The sequence below is a fragment of the Pusillimonas sp. DMV24BSW_D genome (assembly GCF_011388195.1).
GTDB classification, from domain to species: domain Bacteria; phylum Pseudomonadota; class Gammaproteobacteria; order Burkholderiales; family Burkholderiaceae_B; genus Neopusillimonas; species Neopusillimonas aestuarii.
Genome location: NZ_CP049990.1, coordinates 1,307,495 through 1,326,670, shown reverse-complemented (window position 1 = coordinate 1,326,670; position 19,176 = coordinate 1,307,495). Strand labels below are relative to the sequence as shown.

Here is a 19,176-nt window from a genome sequence, read left to right as displayed (position 1 = left end):
TGTTTGCAGCGCTTGTTTGCGTTACATCAAGAAATGCTCGCCGCCTGAAATAATTGCGTACACCGCGCGCCGCTGCGGCAATAAGCCAAAATGGGTTTTGGCATAGTTTTAAGTAACTCGGCGAACTGAGTGACGTCTTGAGCGGTAATGGCACCGCTAACAACAGGCTGATAAACCACTTCCAAACCGACCGCCTTCGCCGCCGTTATCACGTCGCTCGAAGCGGGCTGATCGGGGCCGCCTTCGAAATCGGGCCGGTTAATAATCACGCTTTTATACCCTGCCTGAGCCACTGCCGACATATCACCGGCAGACAACTGAGGGGCAACAGAAAAAGAGTCGGTTAAAGGATTAACAGGAACCGCCATTTGAGTCTCCGCAATAAGGCGCCGGGCGCTGCCCAACATATTAATTTGATCTCCACAGTGTACTACTGTACTACCTGAGGTGAATTGAATTTGCCTCTAGCCACGCCGTAAAATTGTAGCTACTTAACACATGGTACTCGGCACAGCGCTGGGCATCCCTGGCCTCATCTCCGCACTCGGGGTGGCACATCAACACATCGCCGTCCTGCACAGCACCCAACCAGGCTTGCATATACTTCGAATAAGCCGACTCGCCACCCGTAAACCCATACACCCCTAAAAATCCGGTATTGGTCGTAAAGCGCTTTGCGGCAGCAAGACGAACCAGCTTTGCCGAACCCAGCACTTGAATCGTCCTGGCTTTTAAAGCTAACGCAGTGGGAAGCCCCGGCGCCTTCCGGAACCGGGTATTGCGCAGCCAAGGCTGTGTCGGCATATGCCCATACCGCTTGGTCATCTCTGCCAGCAGAGCATCACGAATAATGGGTAGCTGATGAACGTGCAAGTGCCCGTCAATGTAGTCAGGCGCACGCCCCATCAGGCTTTCAAAACGGTCCAGCTGACGCGCCACGGCAGTTTGAACAACCGACACTTTCAGCCGACGTAAATAAGCCGCTAAAACGAGTTGGTTAATAGGCATGACTGAATCGGGTTGGCCAAAATCATCGGTGAAATTAAGGTGCAGGCCTGTTTGCAGTTGCGTTGCGTGCAATAAAGAAGCATCGCGGCCAAAGGTCGGGCCGTCAACCAGGCAACTGGCAGCACTTAGACGCCCGCATTGCGCGAGCGCTAGAATAGCCGCATTTGCCGCCGGATTTGCACCAAAGTCGTCGGCGCACAGAATCAAGGTTTTGTTTTTTTCCATTGAACCCGCATTGTGAAGCATGATGAAAAATACCTTAAAGCAACTAGCCTGTTTTATTGGAGTGGGCTGCGGTGCCGCCGCCACGCATTGGCTGGTTGTCGTTGCGCTTGTTTCCACTTTGCACATCGCCCCACTGTTTGCCAATGTCCTAGGTTGGCTCGTTGCATTCGTCGTTTCATTTACAGGCCACTTTCAACTCACTTTTCGCCATCAGCACGCCCCCATGTGGCAGGCGGCACGACGGTTTTTCCTGGTATCGGCCCTGGGTTTTGCCCTTAACGAAGCAAGTTATGCCTTGCTTTTGGCAACCACTTCAATTCGCTACGATATTTTATTGGGTTCGATCTTAATTGCGATTGCGGCAATGACATTTATTCTTGGCCGCTTCTGGGCATTTCGCGGGTCGACTCAGCGGGGGTAGGTTTATTTGACTCTGCCATGGGCTCAAGCCCACGGCCCGCTTGTTTTCGCACAATGTATACCGGCCGCCCTTTTACTTCACCAAAAATACGGCCAATGTACTCACCCAGCACACCAACCGAAATCAAATTCACCCCGGCAAAAAACAAAATAACCGTGGCCAGCGTGGTAAAACCCTGCACCGGATCACCGTACAGCAAATGCTTAATAACGGTGAAAAGGCCATACGCAAAGGAAAGCAACGAAATAATAATGCCCACCACACTTAACAAGCGCAGCGGCCAAGTTGTAAAGGCAGTTAACCCATCAATGGCAAAACCAAATAGTTTAAAAGGATGGAAGCTAGTCCTTCCGTGCAAACGTTCGGGTGGGTTGTAATACAAAGGCTCCGACTTAAACCCTACCCAGGCAAACAAACCTTTCATAAAGCGATTTCGCTCAGGAAGCATCATCAGGGCGTCGACCACCGCACGATCCATTAAACGAAAATCGCCCGCGTTCTCCGGTACGCGCACCCCACCCGACGTGCGCATAAGCTGATAAAAAAGCTTGCTGCCGAATCGCTTGAAAACGGATTCGTCGTTGCGACTGGCCCGGACGGCATAAACCATGTCGGCCCCTTCCTCCCAACGCGACAACATTTCAGATATTAGGGCGGGGGGGTGCTGGAGGTCGGCATCCATACTCACCACCACCTGACCTTTGGCTGCAGCCAAGCCCGCACTTAAGGCCGCTTCCTTGCCGAAATTACGCGATAGTTGCAAATAAACAATTTCAGGGTGATCGTTTGCCCAACCCGACAGCAGGCCGGCAGTGCCATCAGTACTACCATCATCGACCACGATGATTTCGCACGCGGGTGCCAGTTTCCTGAGCACAGCCAGCAAACCTGGCAGCAACACCCCCAGATTCGCCTCTTCATTCAGGCACGGCACCACGCAGCTTATTGACTGTAAACGAGACTTCATTTGCAATGACATGACACATTACCGCGCCGAATTACCCCGACGCTGCGCTTGTCTCCAAAAAATTGGCAGGAAATTGTTCGGAGTGTACCTGCTATCGGAATACTTAAAAACCGATTGACAACGTTATAGAACAATTAATAAGATATTAATAATATATATCTTTAAGGGGTGTGTCATGACGGAACGAGAAAACCTGGGAACCGTCGACGAAATACGCGACTTTGTTTATCGTTTCTACGATCGCGTGCGTGACGACGAACAACTGGGGCCCATTTTCAATGGCCATATCCAACATTGGGACACCCACTTGGAAAAAATGGTGCAATTTTGGTCGTCGATGCTACTGGGTACCGGCACCTACAACGGCACGCCTATGCCCAAACACGTTGCCTTACCCAATTTAAGCGGGGAGCTGTTCGGGCGTTGGCTTAAGCTTTTCAACGAAACAATGAGCACATTGGAAAACCAGGCATTGGCACAACGGGCAGACATGTTTGCTCAGCGTATCGCCCGCAGCCTGTGGTATGGCTATCAATTGCATCACAACCCCGACAAACCCCTTACCGAGGTTGTCCATGGCTAACGTCATGTTCATTCAGGAGCCGGAAAAGCAAAAACCCGCCAAACCCAGCATGCACGCTTTTCTGGAGCTGGGTTTTCGCCCCTTATACATCGCAGGATGCGCCTGGGCGCTTATTTCTGTAGCGCTCTGGGTTTTCGCTCCACAATGGCTCAATATGCACATGGGTGCATTGGCCTGGCATGCCCATGAAATGCTTTGGGGGTTTATTGCCACCATTGCCGTTGGCTTTCTGCTCACCGCCAGCGCCACCTGGACCGGGCTTAACCCTATGAAGGGCACCCCACTGGCAGTACTCGCGCTGCTGTGGGCAATGGCCCGATTGCTTTACCTTTTTAGCGAACCAATACTATTCATATTGGCGGGCGCCGTTGAAACCCTGTTTTTTTTATCGACATTTATCGCTCTTTGGCGCGTTATTAACCGTACGCGGAATCGGCGCAACTATGGGCTACCCTGGCTGGCCCTGGGCTTGGGTATGGCCAACGTGTTGTATCTTTACGCAGCCTGGCACCACGACTACGCCGCCTTAATGCATTATTTCACTATCGGACTCATTGGCATGGCCATTATCGCCCTCCTGGTTGCACGCCGGGTGATACCCTTTTTTGCCATGCGCGCCCTACCGGGTTTGTCGCTACCCATGCTAACCGGCTGGGGGCAAGCTCAATTGGGCCTGGGTTTGCTCGCCATTGCCACGGGGCTGGTGAATCTGCCTCGCCTGACAGCCCTTCTGCTAGCGTCCGCAGGGCTCATTAGCCTGTATCAGGTTATACGCTGGAAGCCTGGTGCAATATTAAGCAAACCCATCCTTTGGATTCTCTATTTGGGCTATGCATTTCTGGGTTTGGGTTTGGTTGTTGCCGGCCTGTGGCTGGCCGGCTGGACACCCAATGTCTTATCGCGCACCGCGTTGCCTGCGCACGTGATCGGCATGGGTGGGTTTGCCCTCTTGATTATTGGCATGGTTACCCGCACAGCACTCGGGCATTTGGGGCGGCCGCTTAAACTTGATCACAGCATGATCGCAAGCTACTGGCTTATGGTATTTGCCGTTGTTTTGCGAATGACTGCGTTATGGCCCAGCCCGCTTGCTCTGTTTCTTGTGCATGCAGCGGCCGCTTGCTGGGTATTGAGCCTTGCGCTCTATTTGTGGCGCTTTGTTCCCATGTTGATTCGCCCCCGCCCTAATGCCATACCTTAATTTTTAGGGTAAAACCGTGTTTATCCTTTTACCGTTATTATTTGCGTCATGCGCTTAACCACCCTAACCGATTACGCCATGCGCCTGCTTATGTATGTAGGCCAGAACCCCGATCGCCTTTGCACAATCGCCGAGATCGCGTCAGCCTACAACATTTCCGAACCACACCTGATGAAGGTCACGCACCGACTCAGCGTAAAAGGTTGGCTCACTACGGTGCGGGGGAAAAACGGCGGCATGAAACTCTCCAAAGCGCCGTCTGAAATCAACCTTGGCGCAGTGGTGCGCGATACGGAAAACGATTTCCACGTGGTTGAATGCCTGGGCACGGAAAGCGCCTGCACTCTGGGGGGCTATTGCGCCCTGACAGGAATCATGGAGGGGGCGCTGCAGCAGTTTCTTCAGCACCTCGATCAGTACACACTGGCCGACATTCTGCCGGCCAGTGAAAAAGTCATCATGTTGATGCAATCTGATCGCATCGAATCGTAATCGGGTCTTGCCGCAAAGCCTGCATTACCGCCTCGTTCACTTCACCCTCAACATCGGAAATAACGTAGCCTACCGGCCCTTTTGTTTGCAATTGTTGTCGCACAATATTCAAACCATGTCGCGCCATCAAGCTGCTTAACGCGCCCATTGCCCCAGGCTCGTTGCGATGAACGTGCAAAATACGTGTTGCGCCGGCAGCGTCTTGATACGGTACTTCGGGGAAATTCACCGCGCCTTTGGTTGTACCGCTTAAAGCAAAACGCACCAGTTTCTCGGCGACTTCACGCCCAATATTCTCTTGCGATTCTTGGGTACTGCCACCGATATGCGGCGTAAGAATGACGTTTCGCATTCCTATCAAAGGACTCTGCAAGGGCTCATCCCGACCTTTAGGCTCGCTTGGGAATACGTCGATCGCGGCACCCGACAAATGCGACATCTGCAGGGCATCGTGCAAGGCATCGATATCCACCACTGTGCCGCGCGAGGCATTAATAAGTATCGCCCCTTTTTTCATGTAGGAAAGTGTCTTGGCGTTGATGATGTTTTCAGTGGCACGGCCACCCGGCACATGTAGTGTGACCACATCGGATTGCTCGAGCAATTGCTTTAACGAGGTGCAGGGGCGCGCGTTACCCAAGGGTAATTTGGCTTCAAGATCGTGAAAAACCACCCGCATCCCGGCGGCCTCCGCCAAAATTCCCACTTGTGAACCAATATTGCCATACCCCACGATACCGAGCGTTTTGCCACGCGCCTCATAAGCCCCTTCGGCTGTTTTATCCCAGTGGCCATGATGCACGCGATCATTCTTCTCGGGAATGCGACGCAACAATAATATGGTTTCACCCAGCACCAGCTCTGCCACCGAACGCGTGTTGGAAAACGGGGCATTGAATACCGGAATGCCCCTGAGCATGGCGGTTTCCAGGTCGACCTGATTGGTGCCGATACAAAAACACCCTACCGCACGCAAAGACGACGCACCGGAAAGCACCGTTTCGTCAAGGTGCGTACGAGACCGAATGCCCAGCAACTCCACCCCTTCAAGCGCCTCACGCAACTGATTGGGGGGCAACGCCGATGCATAAGTTGTCACGTCAGTTAAACCTGCAGCCTCGAATACTTCCAGGGCACTGGGATGAATATTCTCGAACAAAACAATACGCGTCATCGTGTCTTCCAATACGAACAAGTGCAAAACCGCATTGTGACTCAAGCTGGGGAAATACGTTGGCACAGCCCTGCTATCGATAGGGGTAAACCCGATATCAAAACTGGCATGAAGTTTGCTTCATATGAAGAGAAGGCATGAAGCCCGAATGCATTTTCTTTTCTAAAAGGAAGCAAGGTCATGAAAAGCGCTTATTATTCTTATCGTCGCATCAACACTCACCAGGTCGCGCCGCAGTTCGCTACGCAGCACAGCGCCGCGCCCGTGCTGCCCTCGCTTATGAATTGTTATTTACCGGCGCAAACGGAATCGGGCTTGCGTTTTACACTGCGTCGCCTGTTCAAAAAACTGCCACGCATTGCTTCACATTGATGCATTTTGGGTGCACCGCAAATGCACCCAAAAACATGAACCCCTATTCATTGCCGGATGTGCCGGCCGTTTCATACTGACGCCAGACACAAGATCCACCTGAGGTCTTATCAAGGGCCTCGAGATATTCACGATGTCGCTCAGTTTCTTCCGGCGCGGCACGCAATACTTTCAGCGAAGAGGCGTCGAATGAGACCCCGCCGGCGATGCCGAGAGCCGAAACCGATTTGTCGTCGATATCCATTAACAAGCTGTCTTGCCCACGCGTCATCGATAACCAAACTTCGGCTAACAATTCGGAATCGAGCAAGGCCCCATGCAGCGTACGGTGCGCGTTGGATATGCCATAACGCTCACATAAAGCGTCCAGCGAGTTGCGTTTACCGGGGTGCAGTTCACGGGCATACAGCAACGAATCGGTAATCTTCTCGCACAGCGTATTGAACCGAGGGAGCCCGGCCCGCTCAAGTTCGGCATTCAGAAACTTCACATCGAATGCCGCATTGTGAATAATGACCTCGGCACCGCGCACGTACTCTACCAGTTGATCCGCCACCTCATGAAAGCGCGGATGGGAAGACAAAAAGTCGGTTGTGAGCCCGTGAACTGCCAGCGCCTCAGGGTCGGAGTCGCGATCCGGATTCAAATATAAATGCAAATGGCGTCCGGTAAGGCTGCGATTCACCATTTCGACGCAGGCCAATTCAACCACCCGGTGCCCTTGCGCCGGGTCCAGGCCCGTGGTTTCCGTATCTAAAATAATTTGACGCATTGCTTATCCATGTTCGTGCGTTGGTTGCCTGTGCTCGGCTGAACTGCCCGCAACTGCGCGCTTGGCAATTAAAGAATACGCAACCGGTACGACATATAAAGTGAGTAATGTACCAAACGTTAATCCGCCAACCAGCACCCAACCGATTTGTTCACGCGACTCAGCCCCGGCACCGGTTGCCAGCGCCAGCGGTACGGCCCCCAGCACCATGGCACCCGTCGTCATTAAAATGGGGCGTAACCGCAACACACTGGCTTCCATGACGGCTTCCATCACATTGAGCCCCTGACGCCGAAGCTGCGTGGCAAACTCAACAATCAGAATACCGTGCTTGGTAATAAGCCCTACCAAGGTAATTAAGCCAATCTGACTGTAAATAGAAAGCGTGCCTCCACTTAACCATAATGCCAAAAGCGCGCCGGTAATAGCCAGCGGAACCGACAGCATAATTACAAAGGGATTGCGCCAACTTTCAAACTGCGCCGCCAGGACGAGATAAATAAACACCAGCGCCATCACGAAAACCAGATAAATACTGCTGGACGATTCACGGAATTCGCGCGATTGTCCGTCCAGATCGGTTTGCACCGTCGGCGGCAAGACCTCAAGCGCAACGGCGCTCATGTGCTCAAGAACCTCACCCAATGCATAACCAGGCGCCACCGACGCCTCAACTTCAACCGCCCTTAAACGATTGAAATGGTTCAATGATTGCGGCGCCACGCTTTCGGTTACATCGAGGAAGTTGGCTAACTGCACCATGCCGCCCTGATCCGTTCTGATATAGATATTGGAAATGTCGGCAGGTTCGGCGCGATCTTGTTTGTCGACCTGTACGATCACATCGTATTGCTCACCGCTATCGCGGAATCGCGTCACCTGACGCCCCCCCAGCATCGACTCAAGTGTGCGCCCGACAGTACCAACATCCACACCGACATCGGCCAATTTGTCGCGGTTCACCGATACTGTTAACTCGGGGGTGTTCAAGCGCAAGTCCGTTTCAATATTCTGCAAACCGGGATAATCGGACAAGCGCTCTACAAAGGTATCCACCAATTTGCCGATCTCTTCATAAGGCGCCTGACTCATAATGACAAACTCCACCGGCTTAGAAGTGGCGCGCAAACCAAATGACGGAGGATTCGTTGGGAACGCGCGCACCCCCGGTAAGGCCCGGAATTGAGACTGCAACGACGCGGCAATGCTCTGTTGAGTCCGATCACGCTCATCCCACGGCTTCAAACGCAAAATGGCAAAAGCATCGGTTACCGTAGGAAAGCCGACGACCGATTGATTACCACTGGCCTCAGAGATATTGGCATACATGGCTTCTATCTCTTTCACGCTATCAAGGGTGTAGTCAAGCGTTGCCCCATCGGGGGCGGAAACCACACCAAACACCACACCGCGATCCTCAATTGGTGCGAGCTCGCTTTTAATCGTGCTGAACAACGCGCCACTGCCTAGGGCGACCACTACAGCCAGCAACACCACCAGCCATCGGGCACGCAAAGCCATCGCCAGGCTGCGCCGATAGGCACCGGTAAGCCAGACCAAAAAATTTTCAATAAGGCGATACAACCAACCATGCGATGACTGATGCCGCAACAAAGTTGAACACATCATGGGAGTGAGCGTTAGGGCCACAAAACCGGATACCAGCACCGCCCCGGCAAGCGTGAGTGCGAACTCAATAAACAACCTGCCCGTGCGACCCGTTGCAAACGCCAACGGTGCATAGACTGCCACCAGGGTAAGCGTCATTGCGATAACCGGAAAAGCGATTTCACGAATGCCTATAAACGATGCCTCAAGACGCGACTTCCCTTCTTCAATGTGCCGGTAAATGTTTTCCAGCACCACGATTGCGTCGTCAACCACCAGGCCAATAGCCAACACCATGGCCAGCAAAGTCAAAGTGTTAATGGAAAAACCGAACAAAAACATAATGCCGAACGCCCCGATGAGCGAAACCGGGATGGTGACGATCGGTATCAAACTGGCTCTGACACTACGCAGAAAAAAGAAAATCACCAACACCACCAGAACCAAGGCTTCCAGAATGGTGTAGTAAACGGAATTAATCGACTCTTGAATAAAAACCGAACTGTCGTAAGCAACCGTCAGGCGCATGCCGGCAGGCAGATTTTGGTTGATCTGCTCCACCTCTGCGCGCACCGCCTTCGATAAATCCAACGGATTCGCCGTAGACTGCTTGGTTACCCCGATATTCAGGCCGTCCTGCCCGTTATAGCGCGACAAAATTCTTTCGTTGGCCGGGCCGACTTCCACACGGGCAACGTCACTTACACGCACCGAGTAATCATTCACGCTGGCCACAATGACGTCGCGAAACTGGTCAACCGATTGAAGGTCGGTTGTGGATACCACTGAAAATTCGCGCATCGCCGACTCAATGCGGCCGGCAGGAATCAGTACGTTTTGCTGGCGCAATGCGTTCTCAACGTCTTGAACGGTAAGCTGATAAGCCGCCAGTTTGTTGCGATCTACATATACCCGCATCGCCGGCTGGCGCTCGCCAAAAATACGGATTTCGGCCGCCCCGGGCAACACCGACAAACGTGTTTTGACGTAGCGATTAATGTAGTCGGAGGCCTCCATGGTGTTCAAACTGCCGGCCTGCACAGCGATATACATGATGGGGGTTGCGTCGGCTTCCACTTTACTGACGACAGGTTCGTCAATTTCATCCGGCATGAAACGACGCGCACGCGAGACCTTATCGCGCACCTCGGCGGCAGCGGCGTCCGGGTCGCGATCCATATTGAATTTAATGCTGATCCAGCTGCGCTCCGAGCGGCTGCGCGACGTCATGACATCGACGCCCTCGATTCCGGAAAGTTGATCTTCCAAAGGTTTGGTGACCTGTGACTCAACGACCTCGGGTGACGCCCCCTTATATTCCGTCAGGACCGAGACGACAGGCTCGTCGATAGCGGGATATTCGCGAACCGTTAAACGGTCGTACGAAATAAGGCCGACCAACACTACAAGTAAAGACAACACCGTCGCGAAAACAGGACGCTTGATGCAGATTTCGGAAAGAACCATGGCACCGCCCCGGGGTTAAGAAGCACTATTACCTGCGGCAGGTAACACCCGAACAGGCGTACCATCACTAATTTTCTGCAAGCCGGCGATCACCACCTGATCACCTTGCGCCAGACCCGATACCACTTCAACCGTGCCGGAACGACGTTGGCCGATTTCCACGACAACCCGCCTCACCACACCGTTTTCAAGGCGAAAAACATACCGCTCGGCCCCCGCCGACTGCAAAGCCGTTTCCGGTATCACCAATGCCTGCGCGTCCGTCAGTTGCAGGCGAACACGCGCAAACATGCCGGGACGCAAGGCCAAATCGGCATTCGGGATATCGGCACGCAATAAAACCGACCGCCCTCCTACGTCAACCTGAGGGCTAATCGCTTTAACCTGACCCTGACGCGACTGGCCCGGCATGGCATCAAACTCCACCGATATCGGCATGCCCGGTTCCAACGCCCCCACAAAGCTCTCCGGCACGCGGAAATCAACTTGCAAGGGATCGATGGATTCAATCGGCACCAAATCAGCCCCCGGGCTCACGTAGTCGCCCAGTGACACTTGCCGCAAACCAATCAAACCATCGAAAGGCGCCAAAATAGCCGTTTTTTCCAATTGGGCCTGTGCCAGCGCGACCGCTGCCTGTTGCACTTTCAACTGGTTAAACGCTTCGTCGCGGGCCTGCCCACTGATAAACCCTTCTTTGGTCAATTGTTCAGAGCGACGATACTGGCTTTGCGCCAACGCCAGATTTGCCTGTGCCTGCTGCAATTGAGCACGTGTGACGCTATCGTCGAGCCTGACCAGTAATTCGCCTTGTTTAACCCGCCCCCCTTCCTCGAAGCGAATCTCAGCAATACGGCCGGTAATTTCAGGCCGCAACATCACAGCACTTTCGGAACGCAGCGTTCCAACTGCCGAAACCACCCGGGGCATGGCAACCAATTGCACCGGGGCAACCTCAACGCCGACCCCCTGAGGCGTGACGGCAGGCGGGGTTACAGAGGCGCCCCCCCCACGGGCTGACGGTGCCGAAGAGCCCGCACCAAACCACTGGCCAGGCAGCCAGCGCGATGCGACAACCCCCAGCAGCACACCGACGATCAGGACCAGCGGCCATAACACACGATTCTTCATCACTCTTCCGTCGTTGCCTTATTAATGTATTGCCGCAAATTTACCCTAAAGTGTCGCCACACGGGGATTAAGCCACTGTTTCCACACCCTGATTGGCAAGCGCGTCGGCGCGCTCATTTCCCGGGTCACCGGAATGACCCCTTACCCATTGCCAACTCACATTGTGCGCCTGCGTTAAAGAATCCAGGGTTTGCCACAAATCGGCATTTTTCACCGGTTTTCGGTCGGCCGTTCTCCATCCGCGCTGTTTCCAGCCCGGCATCCATTCCGTCATCCCTTTTTGTACATATTGGGAGTCTGTGTGAATAACGACATCGCAGGGGCGTTTCAACGCCTGCAACGCCTGTATAACGGCCATCAGCTCCATACGATTGTTGGTTGTTTCAAGTTCACCGCCGCACATGCTTTTCTCGTGCCGGCCCTGTTTCAGAAAAGCGCCCCAGCCACCCCGACCAGGATTACCCTTGCACGCACCATCCGTCCAGATATGCACCGTTTTTGTCACACTTTGGCCCATTCAATCAAAATCCAATTATTATTCAACGCAAACCACACAAGCAAAACTCACCAAGGTGATGATCGGCGCGGACTTGCAGCCACTGCCGCCCGCCGCACCCGCTTTTTGTCTTTTTCCTTCCACGCCGGGCCCACCAGACGCACGGCTGCCACACGCTTTACGGCCGCAACAACATAAGCTGCGCCGCAAATCGGCCACCAACGATCGCCGGCAGACTCCATAAACGACCAGCGATCGAGCCAGCGCTGAGAAAAACAAGGTGGCGCATAACAACCGAAATGGCCACGATCAATTTCCAGCGCCAGTAACTTGAACCAGTCTTTCAAACGCGGCAAAGACACTTGTAACGGGGCAGGAACCGGCGTTACAGGATCCAACGCCGGCAATCTGCCGTGCGCACCCCATAAACTCCAAGGGTTAAAGCCCGAAATCACAAGCCGCCCTTCAGGAACCAGCACCCGTTCTGCTTCGCGCAAGACTAAATGCGGGTTGTTGGAACACTCCAGCACATGCGGTAATATCAAAAGATCAACCGACTGACTTTCGAACGGTAAATATTCTGGTTCGGCGTAAAGTGAAGGGGTCCCACCTGATAAAGATACGCCGTCAAGGCTTTGATGCGTAAAAATTTTATGGGGTATCCGGTTCGCCTCAAGCAAGTTCCATTGCGGCAAACCAAGCTGAACAGCATGATAGCCGAACGCATTGGCGACCATGGCACTTATTTTTTGCTGTTCCCAGTTTCGCACATACTGGCCAACCGGCGTTTCCAGCCAATCGGCCAGTTCGAAAATCAGAGGTTGGTCAGATGATCCAAGCACATAAACTCCTTAATGGGTGGCTTAAGTTATGACTACGCACGCTGATTCCGGTTCAACGCGGCTCATTCCCGTTCCAGCCTTTTCCGACAACTATATCTGGTTATTGCGAAAAGGAAACCATGCCGTTGTGGTCGACCCCGGCGACGCCAAGCCGATTCTTGAACAATTAAACAAACACCAGCTCACGCTCGACGCCATTCTTGTTACGCATCATCACCCCGACCACGTTGGCGGTGTGCAAGCACTAAAAGACACCACCGGTGCAATAGTTTACGGCCCATTGGGTGAAAAAATACCCGCGTGCGACATCCGCCTGAAAGAAGGCGACGAAGCACCGTTAGACAAGCTTAACCTTACTTTGTCAGTCCTTGACATCCCCGGGCATACCGCCGGCCACATTGCTTATTTCGGCTATCTCGACAACGACCAACCGGTGGTTTTCTGTGGTGATACACTCTTTGCTGCCGGTTGCGGACGACTGTTCGAAGGCACGCCCTCGGAAATGGTTAATTCTTTAGCCAAACTTCAGGCGCTCCCCCTGAACACGCTGGTTTGCTGCGCGCATGAATATACGTTGTCGAACCTGAAATGGGCACTGGAAGTAGAGCCGGGAAATCCGGTTCTGCAAAAGCGTTGGGAAACCTGTCGGCAGCAACGCGAACAAGGCCAGCCAACCTTGCCTTCCACTATCGGTATCGAAATGGAAACCAATCCTTTTCTGCGGCCTTTGCAGCAGCCTGTTATCGACTCGGCGCAACGCTACGCCGGTAAACCTCTGAGCTCAGCGGTTAACGTCTTCGCGTCGCTGCGGGAATGGAAAAATAATTTTTAATTTTTACTCATGAATTTTCTGCGCCTCTTTGTGCTTGTGCTGGTTACACTGGTTGCCGGATGTGCCACACAAAACGCCAACAAGGACGCAGGTCGCAATCCTTACGCGGCTGTAGATACGTCGCGTACCATCGACCTGACTCATCCTGCTCAAGATATCTGGGACCGCATCCGTCGGGGGTTCGCCATTCCCAACCTGCAAGACCCTTTGGTTGACGAATGGACCCAATACTACGCATCACACCCTGAATCGATGTACCGCATGAGCGAGCGAGCCAAGCGATACCTTTATTTCGTGCTCGATGAGCTGGAGCGCAATCAGCTGCCCACCGAGCTGGCATTGCTGCCCTTCGTGGAAAGTGCCTATGACCCACAAGCATTATCACGTTCGCGTGCCTCGGGTTTATGGCAGTTTATTCCCAGTACCGGGCGCCATTTCAACCTGAAACAAGATGCCTCCCTTGACCAGCGCCGCGACCCCATTGCATCGACGAGGGCTGCCGTGGAGTACCTGTCGTATTTGTACGATTTTCAGGGAGATTGGTACCTTGCCTTGGCCTCGTATAACTGGGGAGAAGGATCGGTAAAACGCGCGATGGAACGCAATGAAGAAGCCGGCATGCCTACCGACTACCTATCGTTGAAACTACCAGACGAAACCCGCAATTACGTGCCAAAACTGCAGGCCATCAAAAATATTATTGCAGACCCAAAACGATATGGCGTCAAGCTCCCTCCGGTCAGCAATACACCTTATTTCACTGCCATCCGTAAAACGCACCCACTGGAAGTGGCGGTTGCCGCAAAACTGGCGGAAATACCGATTGAAGAATTCAAAGCCCTTAATGCTGCGGTTAATCACCCTGTCATGACGCCGGAAATTGTGCCCACAATTCTGCTGCCCGCCAACAGGGTCGATATTTTCAAAGCCAATCTTGAGACGTATCTGAAAGGGCAAAACAGGCCGGCATCGGGCGGGGAGCCCGGTTTGCATCTGGTGGCGATGGAGCTGGACCCAACCAGTGCAACCACTTCCACCAACGCAACAGCAGCTGCTCCAACCCGACTACGCTCCCGCACCAACGCAACAACCCGCGACATTATCGTGCGTCGGGGGCCTAATTTACGCACCCATGTCGTTCGAAAAGGCGATACGCTATACGATCTGGCCCGACGCTATAGTACGTCGGTGGGAGAATTGCGACGCCTGAACAATTTAAAAAGCACTCACCTTAAGCTCGGTCAACGCCTGCGGGTTCCCGGCACCGATGTTCAGGGTTAATGTCTAAACTTACTGCTCAAACAAGGTTAAAAAATGGGTTTTTTGAAGAACAAACGCATCCTCATTACCGGTGTTCTCTCTAACCGGTCAATTGCCTACGGCATTGCCAAAGCGTGCCACGAACAAGGTGCCGAGCTGGCATTCACCTATGTTGGCGATCGCTTCAAAGACCGAATCACCGGCTTTGCCAACGATTTCGGCAGCAAAATCATTATTCCCTGCGATGTCGGCGAAGACGCCCAAATCGACGGCGCCATTACGGAATTGCAAAAGCACTGGGACAGCCTTGACGGCCTGGTCCATGCCATTGGGTTCGCCCCGCGTGAGGCCATTGCCGGCGACTTCCTCGAAGGCATGTCACGCGAAGGCTTTCGCATCGCCCACGACATCTCGGCCTACAGCTTCCCGGCGCTGGCCAAGGCAGCCTTCCCCATGATGAAAGACCGCAACGCGTCTTTACTCACACTAACGTACCTGGGCGCGGAAAAAGTAGTACCGAACTACAACACCATGGGCCTGGCAAAAGCCTCGCTCGAAGCCAGCGTGCGCTATCTGGCCAATTCTCTGGGGCCGCACGGCATTCGCGCCAACGGCATTTCAGCCGGACCCATTAAAACGCTGGCGGCCAGCGGCATTAAAGACTTTGGTTCAATTTTGAAATTTGTAGAAGCGCATGCGCCACTGCGTCGCAACGTCACCATTGACGACGTCGGTAACGTGGCTGCCTTTCTGTTGTCGGATCTGGCTGCCGGAGTTACCGGCGAAATCACGCATGTTGATGCCGGTTTCTCAACCGTCATTCCTGGGATGGAGTAAACAGCAACTCGCTTTAGGAGGGCTCGGATGGAGCTGGAAACACTACCGGCGGGTCCCCTTCCTCCCACGGCTTGTACTTATGCATAATTTGCATGAACAACGGCGACTCAAGCCACGCGTTCAACCAGGTGTTGACGCGTGTTAAAGGTTGAGCGTTGAACCAGCCCATGTCGGTACGCGCGAACTGACGCACAAACGGCATAATGGCCGTATCGGCCAAACACGGCCTTTCACCAAATAAGTAAGGCGACGACTGCAAACGGGTTTCAAGTTGCCCCAGCCAGGCCACCCCCGCCTGACCATGCGGCGCAGACTCGGTATCTTCATAACGCTGAGGATATTTGTAGCGATCAAGGTGATACTTGAATACCTGATCACACGATGCAATTAACGCCATCATTGTTTCAACATCTTCACGTTCAGGCCTAAGCCATTGGCCGGGATCTTTTTGACGCAACGCCCACAACATAATATCGAGGCTTTCGTCAACAACTTCGTTATCGGGCAAAACAAGAACCGGTACCGTTCCTTTCGGTGAAGCGTCAAGCATCGGCTGCGGCTTGTTGCGTAACACCACTTCGCGTAATTGACACGACAACCCGCTGGCCGCCACTGCCAAACGTGCCCGCATGGCATACGGACAACGCCGGAACGAATACAAAATAGGTAAGAAATCAGTCACAACAATTAGGCCTGTTTTTTAGTCACCACCTGCGCCTGACGGGCCAACGCGGCTTGTCGCGCCTTCTCTTTCATTGCCTGTTTAGCCGCCTTTTGCTCCTCAATGGGCGCCCCAATATGGCGTTCGCGACGTTTACGCGCCAATTCAATTTGCTTTTGCCGCTCACGGAACCGTGCAATTTGATCCGGCGTATGTTGGTCGTGACAATGCGGGCAACTGACTCCCGGCTCGAAATAAGCGGATGTTTTATCTTCCGGCGCCAAAGGTTGGCGACACGCACGGCACAATTCGTACTCACCAGGCGTTAAGCCATGGCCCACCGAAACACGTTCATCGAACACAAAACACTCACCTTTCCAAAGACTTTTTTCCGGCGGAACCGTTTCCAGGTATTTCAGAATGCCGCCTTCCAAATGATAAACCTCGTCAAAACCCTGAGAACGCAAATAGGCTGTGGATTTTTCACAGCGAATACCGCCGGTGCAGAACATTGCCACTTTTTTCTTTTTGCGTAAAAGGCCTGTTTCGGAAGACTGCGCCTGCACCCACTCGGGAAACTCGGTAAAACTTTCCGTTTTGGGATTCACCGCCCCTTGAAAACTGCCAATGGTCACTTCGTAATCGTTACGCACGTCGACAACAACGACATCTGGATCGGAAATCAGATCATTCCATTTCTCGGGCGTAACATACTGGCCGGCCATGGTTTCCGGATCGATATCCGGAACACCCATGGTGACAATTTCACGTTTCAGTTTCACCTTGAGCCGGTAGAACGGCATGGTGTCGGCCCAAGATTCTTTATGCGTGAGGGTAGCCAGGCGGGCATCAGAACGTAAATAGTCGAGCACGCCCCGAATACCCGCTTCCGGACCGGCAATGGTGCCATTGATTCCCTCTTTGGCCAACAGTAACGTACCCATCACACCGTGGCTTTCACACACCTGCTGAATAGGCGCCTGCAGGGCCTGGAAATCATCCAGACGAACAAACTTGTAAAGCGCCGCAACCAGAATCTGAGACATAAACTTTCAACAAAAAATAAATTTAATCTTTAATTTTAACGCTTTACCCAATACCAATTATCGTGCCGCCAACCATCACCCTAAAAATAGCACCCACAGGAGTGCGCCCATACTGGGCGCACAAAAAAGCCAGGCTCGAGACCTGGCTTTTCGATATTGGAAACGCTGTGAATCAGCTGTCGCGTTTTCTCCCGTAACGATCGTTGCCAATGCTGCCAATGCTGATAATACGTTTGGCGGACGCCTGTTTGGCGCGCTCGTGATTGACCACTAGCTGAGAACTGGCCTTGAAAGGACGGAATGGAGCGGGAGTACGCGGTTTAACCAACATCTTGTATAACCTCTTGAAAGTTACGGTTAGCACAAAAGTTCTGTACTGCACCAAGAGCGTACCCCAAAAACAAGTCAAAGAGATGACACTTCGCTGAATTTAGGGGTTATTCCGGATAACTTATGAGCATGTTGGCAAAAAATATACGAAATTCGCTTAATTTCGCCCTATTTCAGCACTGCAGCAAAAGCGTACGCCACACGATCTACATTGGCGTCATTCAACCCCGCCACACAAATGCGGCCCGATTCAATGATATAAACCGCATGCTCATTTCTTAAACGCATCATGTGTTGCGCCAAAACCGGTGCATAACCGAACATGCCTTTCTGAGCCATTAGAAACGCCCAGTCAACCCCCGGTTGCTGCGCACACAAGCCCTCGTAGAGCCGTGAGCGCATGGTTTGGATGCGCGTGCGCATTTCCGCCAATTCGCTGCGCCACAGCGCCGCCAGTTCAGCATCGTTCAAAACGGTTTCCACCAGGCTTGCCCCAAACGCCGGCGGGCTGGAGTAATTACGACGTACCGCCTGTTGCATCTGGCCAAGCGCACGGCCCGCTTCATCGGCATTTGCGCACACCATGCTTAACGACCCGCAACGCTCGCCGTAAAGTGAGAACGTTTTGGAATACGAATTCGCCACCAGGAACGATGCATTCGCGCAAACCAGCGCGCGAACCAGATAAGCATCGTCATCAAGGCCATCGCCAAAGCCCTGGTATGCCATATCCAGAAAAGCAATTAACCGGCGACTCACCACAATATCGACGACCTGATCCCACTGCGCCTGGCTTAAATCCGCGCCCGTCGGGTTATGGCAACTAGGATGAAACAATACAACCGTTTCTTGCGGCAACGCTTTCAAACCCGCCAGCATGCGATCGAAATCCAGGCGTTGCGTGTCACGATTGAAATACGGATAGGTTTCAACCACAAACCCCGCCCCTTCCAGAATGGCACGGTGATTATCCCAACTGGGGTCGCTGATACGTGCCTGGGATCCCGGGAAAAATTTACGAAGAACGTCGGCTCCTACTTTCAACGCACCCGAACCGCCGACGGTTTGAATGGTAGCGATACGACCTTCATGCAATGCGGGGGCGTCGGCCCCAAATACCAGGACCTGACTCGCCTTGCAGTAGGCGGGGTTTCCGCTCATGGGCAAATACATACTGGGATCTGTAGAACGCAACACCCGTTCCCGTGCCTGCTGCACCGAACTTAAACGAGGAATACGCCCTTGATCGTCGTAATACAGACCGATACTTAAATTGGTTTTCTCGGGGCGGGCGTCATCGCGATACGCCAGTTGCATGGACAAAATAGGGTCGCCGGCATAGGCGGACAGTACATTGAACAAGAGCATTCCTTTAGCGCCCCCGACGCATGCACGGGCGGCAAGAAGTTGAATGAAAAGTGCATTTTAACGCGCCCGGCGACCCGGAAAAA

General features: G+C 53.2%; 20 protein-coding genes. 8 read left to right on the top strand and 12 right to left on the bottom strand.

Going from position 1 to position 19,176, the window contains the following annotated elements; all coding sequences use genetic code 11:
* Window positions 1-26: 26 nt before the first annotated feature.
* Both G9Q38_RS06410 and G9Q38_RS06405 read right to left on the bottom strand, forming a co-directional pair.
* On the bottom strand, window positions 27-368 hold the full coding sequence (locus G9Q38_RS06410) for a protein tyrosine phosphatase family protein (RefSeq protein ID WP_166129045.1): 342 nt from the start codon (window positions 366-368) through the stop codon (window positions 27-29).
* A 70-nt stretch (window positions 369-438) separates the two neighbouring features.
* Window positions 439-1,233 carry a ChbG/HpnK family deacetylase gene (locus G9Q38_RS06405; protein WP_166129042.1) on the bottom strand — a complete coding sequence of 265 codons (795 nt, stop codon included), beginning with the start codon at window positions 1,231-1,233 and terminating at the stop codon, window positions 439-441.
* A 22-nt stretch (window positions 1,234-1,255) separates the two neighbouring features.
* Here G9Q38_RS06405 and G9Q38_RS06400 point away from each other — a divergent pair, with 22 nt between their 5' ends.
* Complete coding sequence (locus G9Q38_RS06400; protein WP_166132334.1) at window positions 1,256-1,654, top strand: GtrA family protein; 399 nt, start codon at window positions 1,256-1,258, stop codon at window positions 1,652-1,654.
* Here the strand turns inward: G9Q38_RS06400 and G9Q38_RS06395 are convergent.
* Window positions 1,605-2,621, bottom strand: coding sequence for a glycosyltransferase family 2 protein (locus G9Q38_RS06395; protein WP_228276209.1), 1,017 nt, complete (start codon window positions 2,619-2,621; stop codon window positions 1,605-1,607). The genes G9Q38_RS06400 and G9Q38_RS06395 overlap by 50 nt on opposite strands.
* A 175-nt stretch (window positions 2,622-2,796) precedes the next feature.
* On the opposite strand from G9Q38_RS06395, the gene G9Q38_RS06390 reads away from it, so the two are divergent.
* From G9Q38_RS06390 to G9Q38_RS06380, 3 genes are read left to right on the top strand one after another with little or no spacing between them, the layout of a single operon-like run.
* On the top strand, window positions 2,797-3,204 hold the full coding sequence (locus G9Q38_RS06390; protein ID WP_166129037.1) for a group III truncated hemoglobin: 408 nt from the start codon (window positions 2,797-2,799) through the stop codon (window positions 3,202-3,204).
* Window positions 3,197-4,405: an NnrS family protein gene (locus tag G9Q38_RS06385; protein WP_166129034.1), complete on the top strand. Its 1,209-nt coding sequence runs from the start codon at window positions 3,197-3,199 to the stop codon at window positions 4,403-4,405. The genes G9Q38_RS06390 and G9Q38_RS06385 overlap by 8 nt, the downstream gene beginning before the upstream one ends.
* A 48-nt stretch (window positions 4,406-4,453) precedes the next feature.
* A complete protein-coding gene (locus G9Q38_RS06380) occupies window positions 4,454-4,897 on the top strand; it encodes an RrF2 family transcriptional regulator (protein ID WP_114421202.1) in 444 nt (147 codons plus the stop codon).
* On the opposite strand, the gene serA is transcribed toward G9Q38_RS06380, so the two are convergent.
* A complete protein-coding gene (gene serA, locus G9Q38_RS06375; protein WP_166129031.1) occupies window positions 4,863-6,071 on the bottom strand; it encodes a phosphoglycerate dehydrogenase in 1,209 nt (402 codons plus the stop codon). The genes G9Q38_RS06380 and serA overlap by 35 nt on opposite strands.
* A 180-nt stretch (window positions 6,072-6,251) precedes the next feature.
* On the opposite strand from serA, the gene G9Q38_RS06370 reads away from it, so the two are divergent.
* Window positions 6,252-6,443 carry a hypothetical protein gene (locus tag G9Q38_RS06370; protein WP_166129029.1) on the top strand — a complete coding sequence of 64 codons (192 nt, stop codon included), beginning with the start codon at window positions 6,252-6,254 and terminating at the stop codon, window positions 6,441-6,443.
* 43 nt (window positions 6,444-6,486) lie between these two features.
* Here the strand turns inward: G9Q38_RS06370 and dnaQ are convergent, their stop codons facing one another.
* The 5 genes from dnaQ to G9Q38_RS06345 form a co-directional block, all read right to left on the bottom strand.
* Window positions 6,487-7,215: a DNA polymerase III subunit epsilon gene (gene dnaQ, locus G9Q38_RS06365; protein WP_166129026.1), complete on the bottom strand. Its 729-nt coding sequence runs from the start codon at window positions 7,213-7,215 to the stop codon at window positions 6,487-6,489.
* Window positions 7,216-7,218: 3 nt separating this feature from the next.
* Window positions 7,219-10,290 carry an efflux RND transporter permease subunit gene (locus G9Q38_RS06360; RefSeq protein WP_166129023.1) on the bottom strand — a complete coding sequence of 1,024 codons (3,072 nt, stop codon included), beginning with the start codon at window positions 10,288-10,290 and terminating at the stop codon, window positions 7,219-7,221.
* A gap of 15 nt (window positions 10,291-10,305) precedes the next feature.
* Window positions 10,306-11,421, bottom strand: coding sequence for an efflux RND transporter periplasmic adaptor subunit (locus G9Q38_RS06355; RefSeq protein ID WP_166129020.1), 1,116 nt, complete (start codon window positions 11,419-11,421; stop codon window positions 10,306-10,308).
* Between the two features lie 67 nt (window positions 11,422-11,488).
* Complete coding sequence (rnhA, locus tag G9Q38_RS06350) at window positions 11,489-11,938, bottom strand: ribonuclease HI (protein ID WP_166129018.1); 450 nt, start codon at window positions 11,936-11,938, stop codon at window positions 11,489-11,491.
* A 47-nt stretch (window positions 11,939-11,985) separates the two neighbouring features.
* Entirely contained in the window at window positions 11,986-12,759 is a 774-nt protein-coding gene (locus G9Q38_RS06345) for a class I SAM-dependent methyltransferase (protein ID WP_166129015.1), read from the bottom strand.
* 28 nt (window positions 12,760-12,787) lie between these two features.
* On the opposite strand from G9Q38_RS06345, the gene gloB reads away from it, so the two are divergent.
* The 3 genes from gloB to fabI are packed head-to-tail and all read left to right on the top strand — an operon-like array spanning window position 12,788 to window position 15,688.
* Window positions 12,788-13,591 carry a hydroxyacylglutathione hydrolase gene (gene gloB / locus G9Q38_RS06340; RefSeq protein ID WP_166129012.1) on the top strand — a complete coding sequence of 268 codons (804 nt, stop codon included), beginning with the start codon at window positions 12,788-12,790 and terminating at the stop codon, window positions 13,589-13,591.
* Window positions 13,592-13,600: 9 nt separating this feature from the next.
* Window positions 13,601-14,872 (top strand): transglycosylase SLT domain-containing protein, encoded by a 1,272-nt coding sequence (locus G9Q38_RS06335; RefSeq protein ID WP_166129009.1) that lies wholly within the window; start codon window positions 13,601-13,603, stop codon window positions 14,870-14,872.
* A 33-nt stretch (window positions 14,873-14,905) separates the two neighbouring features.
* Window positions 14,906-15,688 carry an enoyl-ACP reductase FabI gene (gene fabI, locus G9Q38_RS06330; RefSeq protein ID WP_166129006.1) on the top strand — a complete coding sequence of 261 codons (783 nt, stop codon included), beginning with the start codon at window positions 14,906-14,908 and terminating at the stop codon, window positions 15,686-15,688.
* A 13-nt stretch (window positions 15,689-15,701) separates the two neighbouring features.
* Here the strand turns inward: fabI and G9Q38_RS06325 are convergent, their stop codons facing one another.
* The 3 genes from G9Q38_RS06325 to G9Q38_RS06315 form a co-directional block, all read right to left on the bottom strand.
* A complete protein-coding gene (locus tag G9Q38_RS06325) occupies window positions 15,702-16,319 on the bottom strand; it encodes a glutathione S-transferase (protein WP_370523887.1) in 618 nt (205 codons plus the stop codon).
* 56 nt (window positions 16,320-16,375) lie between these two features.
* Window positions 16,376-17,395: an oxygen-dependent tRNA uridine(34) hydroxylase TrhO gene (trhO, locus tag G9Q38_RS06320; RefSeq protein ID WP_166129000.1), complete on the bottom strand. Its 1,020-nt coding sequence runs from the start codon at window positions 17,393-17,395 to the stop codon at window positions 16,376-16,378.
* Window positions 17,396-17,893: 498 nt separating this feature from the next.
* Window positions 17,894-19,087, bottom strand: coding sequence for an amino acid aminotransferase (locus G9Q38_RS06315; protein ID WP_166128998.1), 1,194 nt, complete (start codon window positions 19,085-19,087; stop codon window positions 17,894-17,896).
* Window positions 19,088-19,176 lie beyond the last annotated feature (89 nt).

What these genes read in the sequence shown, in the direction of transcription:
- G9Q38_RS06410 (WP_166129045.1), bottom strand. Translation starts at nt 368, where the DNA reads ATGGCGGTTCCTGTTAATCCTTTAACCGACTCTTTTTCTGTTGCCCCT.
- G9Q38_RS06405 (WP_166129042.1), bottom strand. Translation starts at nt 1,233, where the DNA reads ATGGAAAAAAACAAAACCTTGATTCTGTGCGCCGACGACTTTGGTGCA.
- G9Q38_RS06400 (WP_166132334.1), top strand. Translation starts at nt 1,256, where the DNA reads ATGAAAAATACCTTAAAGCAACTAGCCTGTTTTATTGGAGTGGGCTGC.
- G9Q38_RS06395 (WP_228276209.1), bottom strand. Translation starts at nt 2,621, where the DNA reads ATGAAGTCTCGTTTACAGTCAATAAGCTGCGTGGTGCCGTGCCTGAAT.
- G9Q38_RS06390 (WP_166129037.1), top strand. Translation starts at nt 2,797, where the DNA reads ATGACGGAACGAGAAAACCTGGGAACCGTCGACGAAATACGCGACTTT.
- G9Q38_RS06385 (WP_166129034.1), top strand. Translation starts at nt 3,197, where the DNA reads ATGGCTAACGTCATGTTCATTCAGGAGCCGGAAAAGCAAAAACCCGCC.
- G9Q38_RS06380 (WP_114421202.1), top strand. Translation starts at nt 4,454, where the DNA reads ATGCGCTTAACCACCCTAACCGATTACGCCATGCGCCTGCTTATGTAT.
- serA (WP_166129031.1), bottom strand. Translation starts at nt 6,071, where the DNA reads ATGACGCGTATTGTTTTGTTCGAGAATATTCATCCCAGTGCCCTGGAA.
- G9Q38_RS06370 (WP_166129029.1), top strand. Translation starts at nt 6,252, where the DNA reads ATGAAAAGCGCTTATTATTCTTATCGTCGCATCAACACTCACCAGGTC.
- dnaQ (WP_166129026.1), bottom strand. Translation starts at nt 7,215, where the DNA reads ATGCGTCAAATTATTTTAGATACGGAAACCACGGGCCTGGACCCGGCG.
- G9Q38_RS06360 (WP_166129023.1), bottom strand. Translation starts at nt 10,290, where the DNA reads ATGGTTCTTTCCGAAATCTGCATCAAGCGTCCTGTTTTCGCGACGGTG.
- G9Q38_RS06355 (WP_166129020.1), bottom strand. Translation starts at nt 11,421, where the DNA reads ATGAAGAATCGTGTGTTATGGCCGCTGGTCCTGATCGTCGGTGTGCTG.
- rnhA (WP_166129018.1), bottom strand. Translation starts at nt 11,938, where the DNA reads ATGGGCCAAAGTGTGACAAAAACGGTGCATATCTGGACGGATGGTGCG.
- gloB (WP_166129012.1), top strand. Translation starts at nt 12,788, where the DNA reads ATGACTACGCACGCTGATTCCGGTTCAACGCGGCTCATTCCCGTTCCA.
- G9Q38_RS06335 (WP_166129009.1), top strand. Translation starts at nt 13,601, where the DNA reads ATGAATTTTCTGCGCCTCTTTGTGCTTGTGCTGGTTACACTGGTTGCC.
- fabI (WP_166129006.1), top strand. Translation starts at nt 14,906, where the DNA reads ATGGGTTTTTTGAAGAACAAACGCATCCTCATTACCGGTGTTCTCTCT.
- G9Q38_RS06325 (WP_370523887.1), bottom strand. Translation starts at nt 16,319, where the DNA reads ATGCGGGCACGTTTGGCAGTGGCGGCCAGCGGGTTGTCGTGTCAATTA.
- trhO (WP_166129000.1), bottom strand. Translation starts at nt 17,395, where the DNA reads ATGTCTCAGATTCTGGTTGCGGCGCTTTACAAGTTTGTTCGTCTGGAT.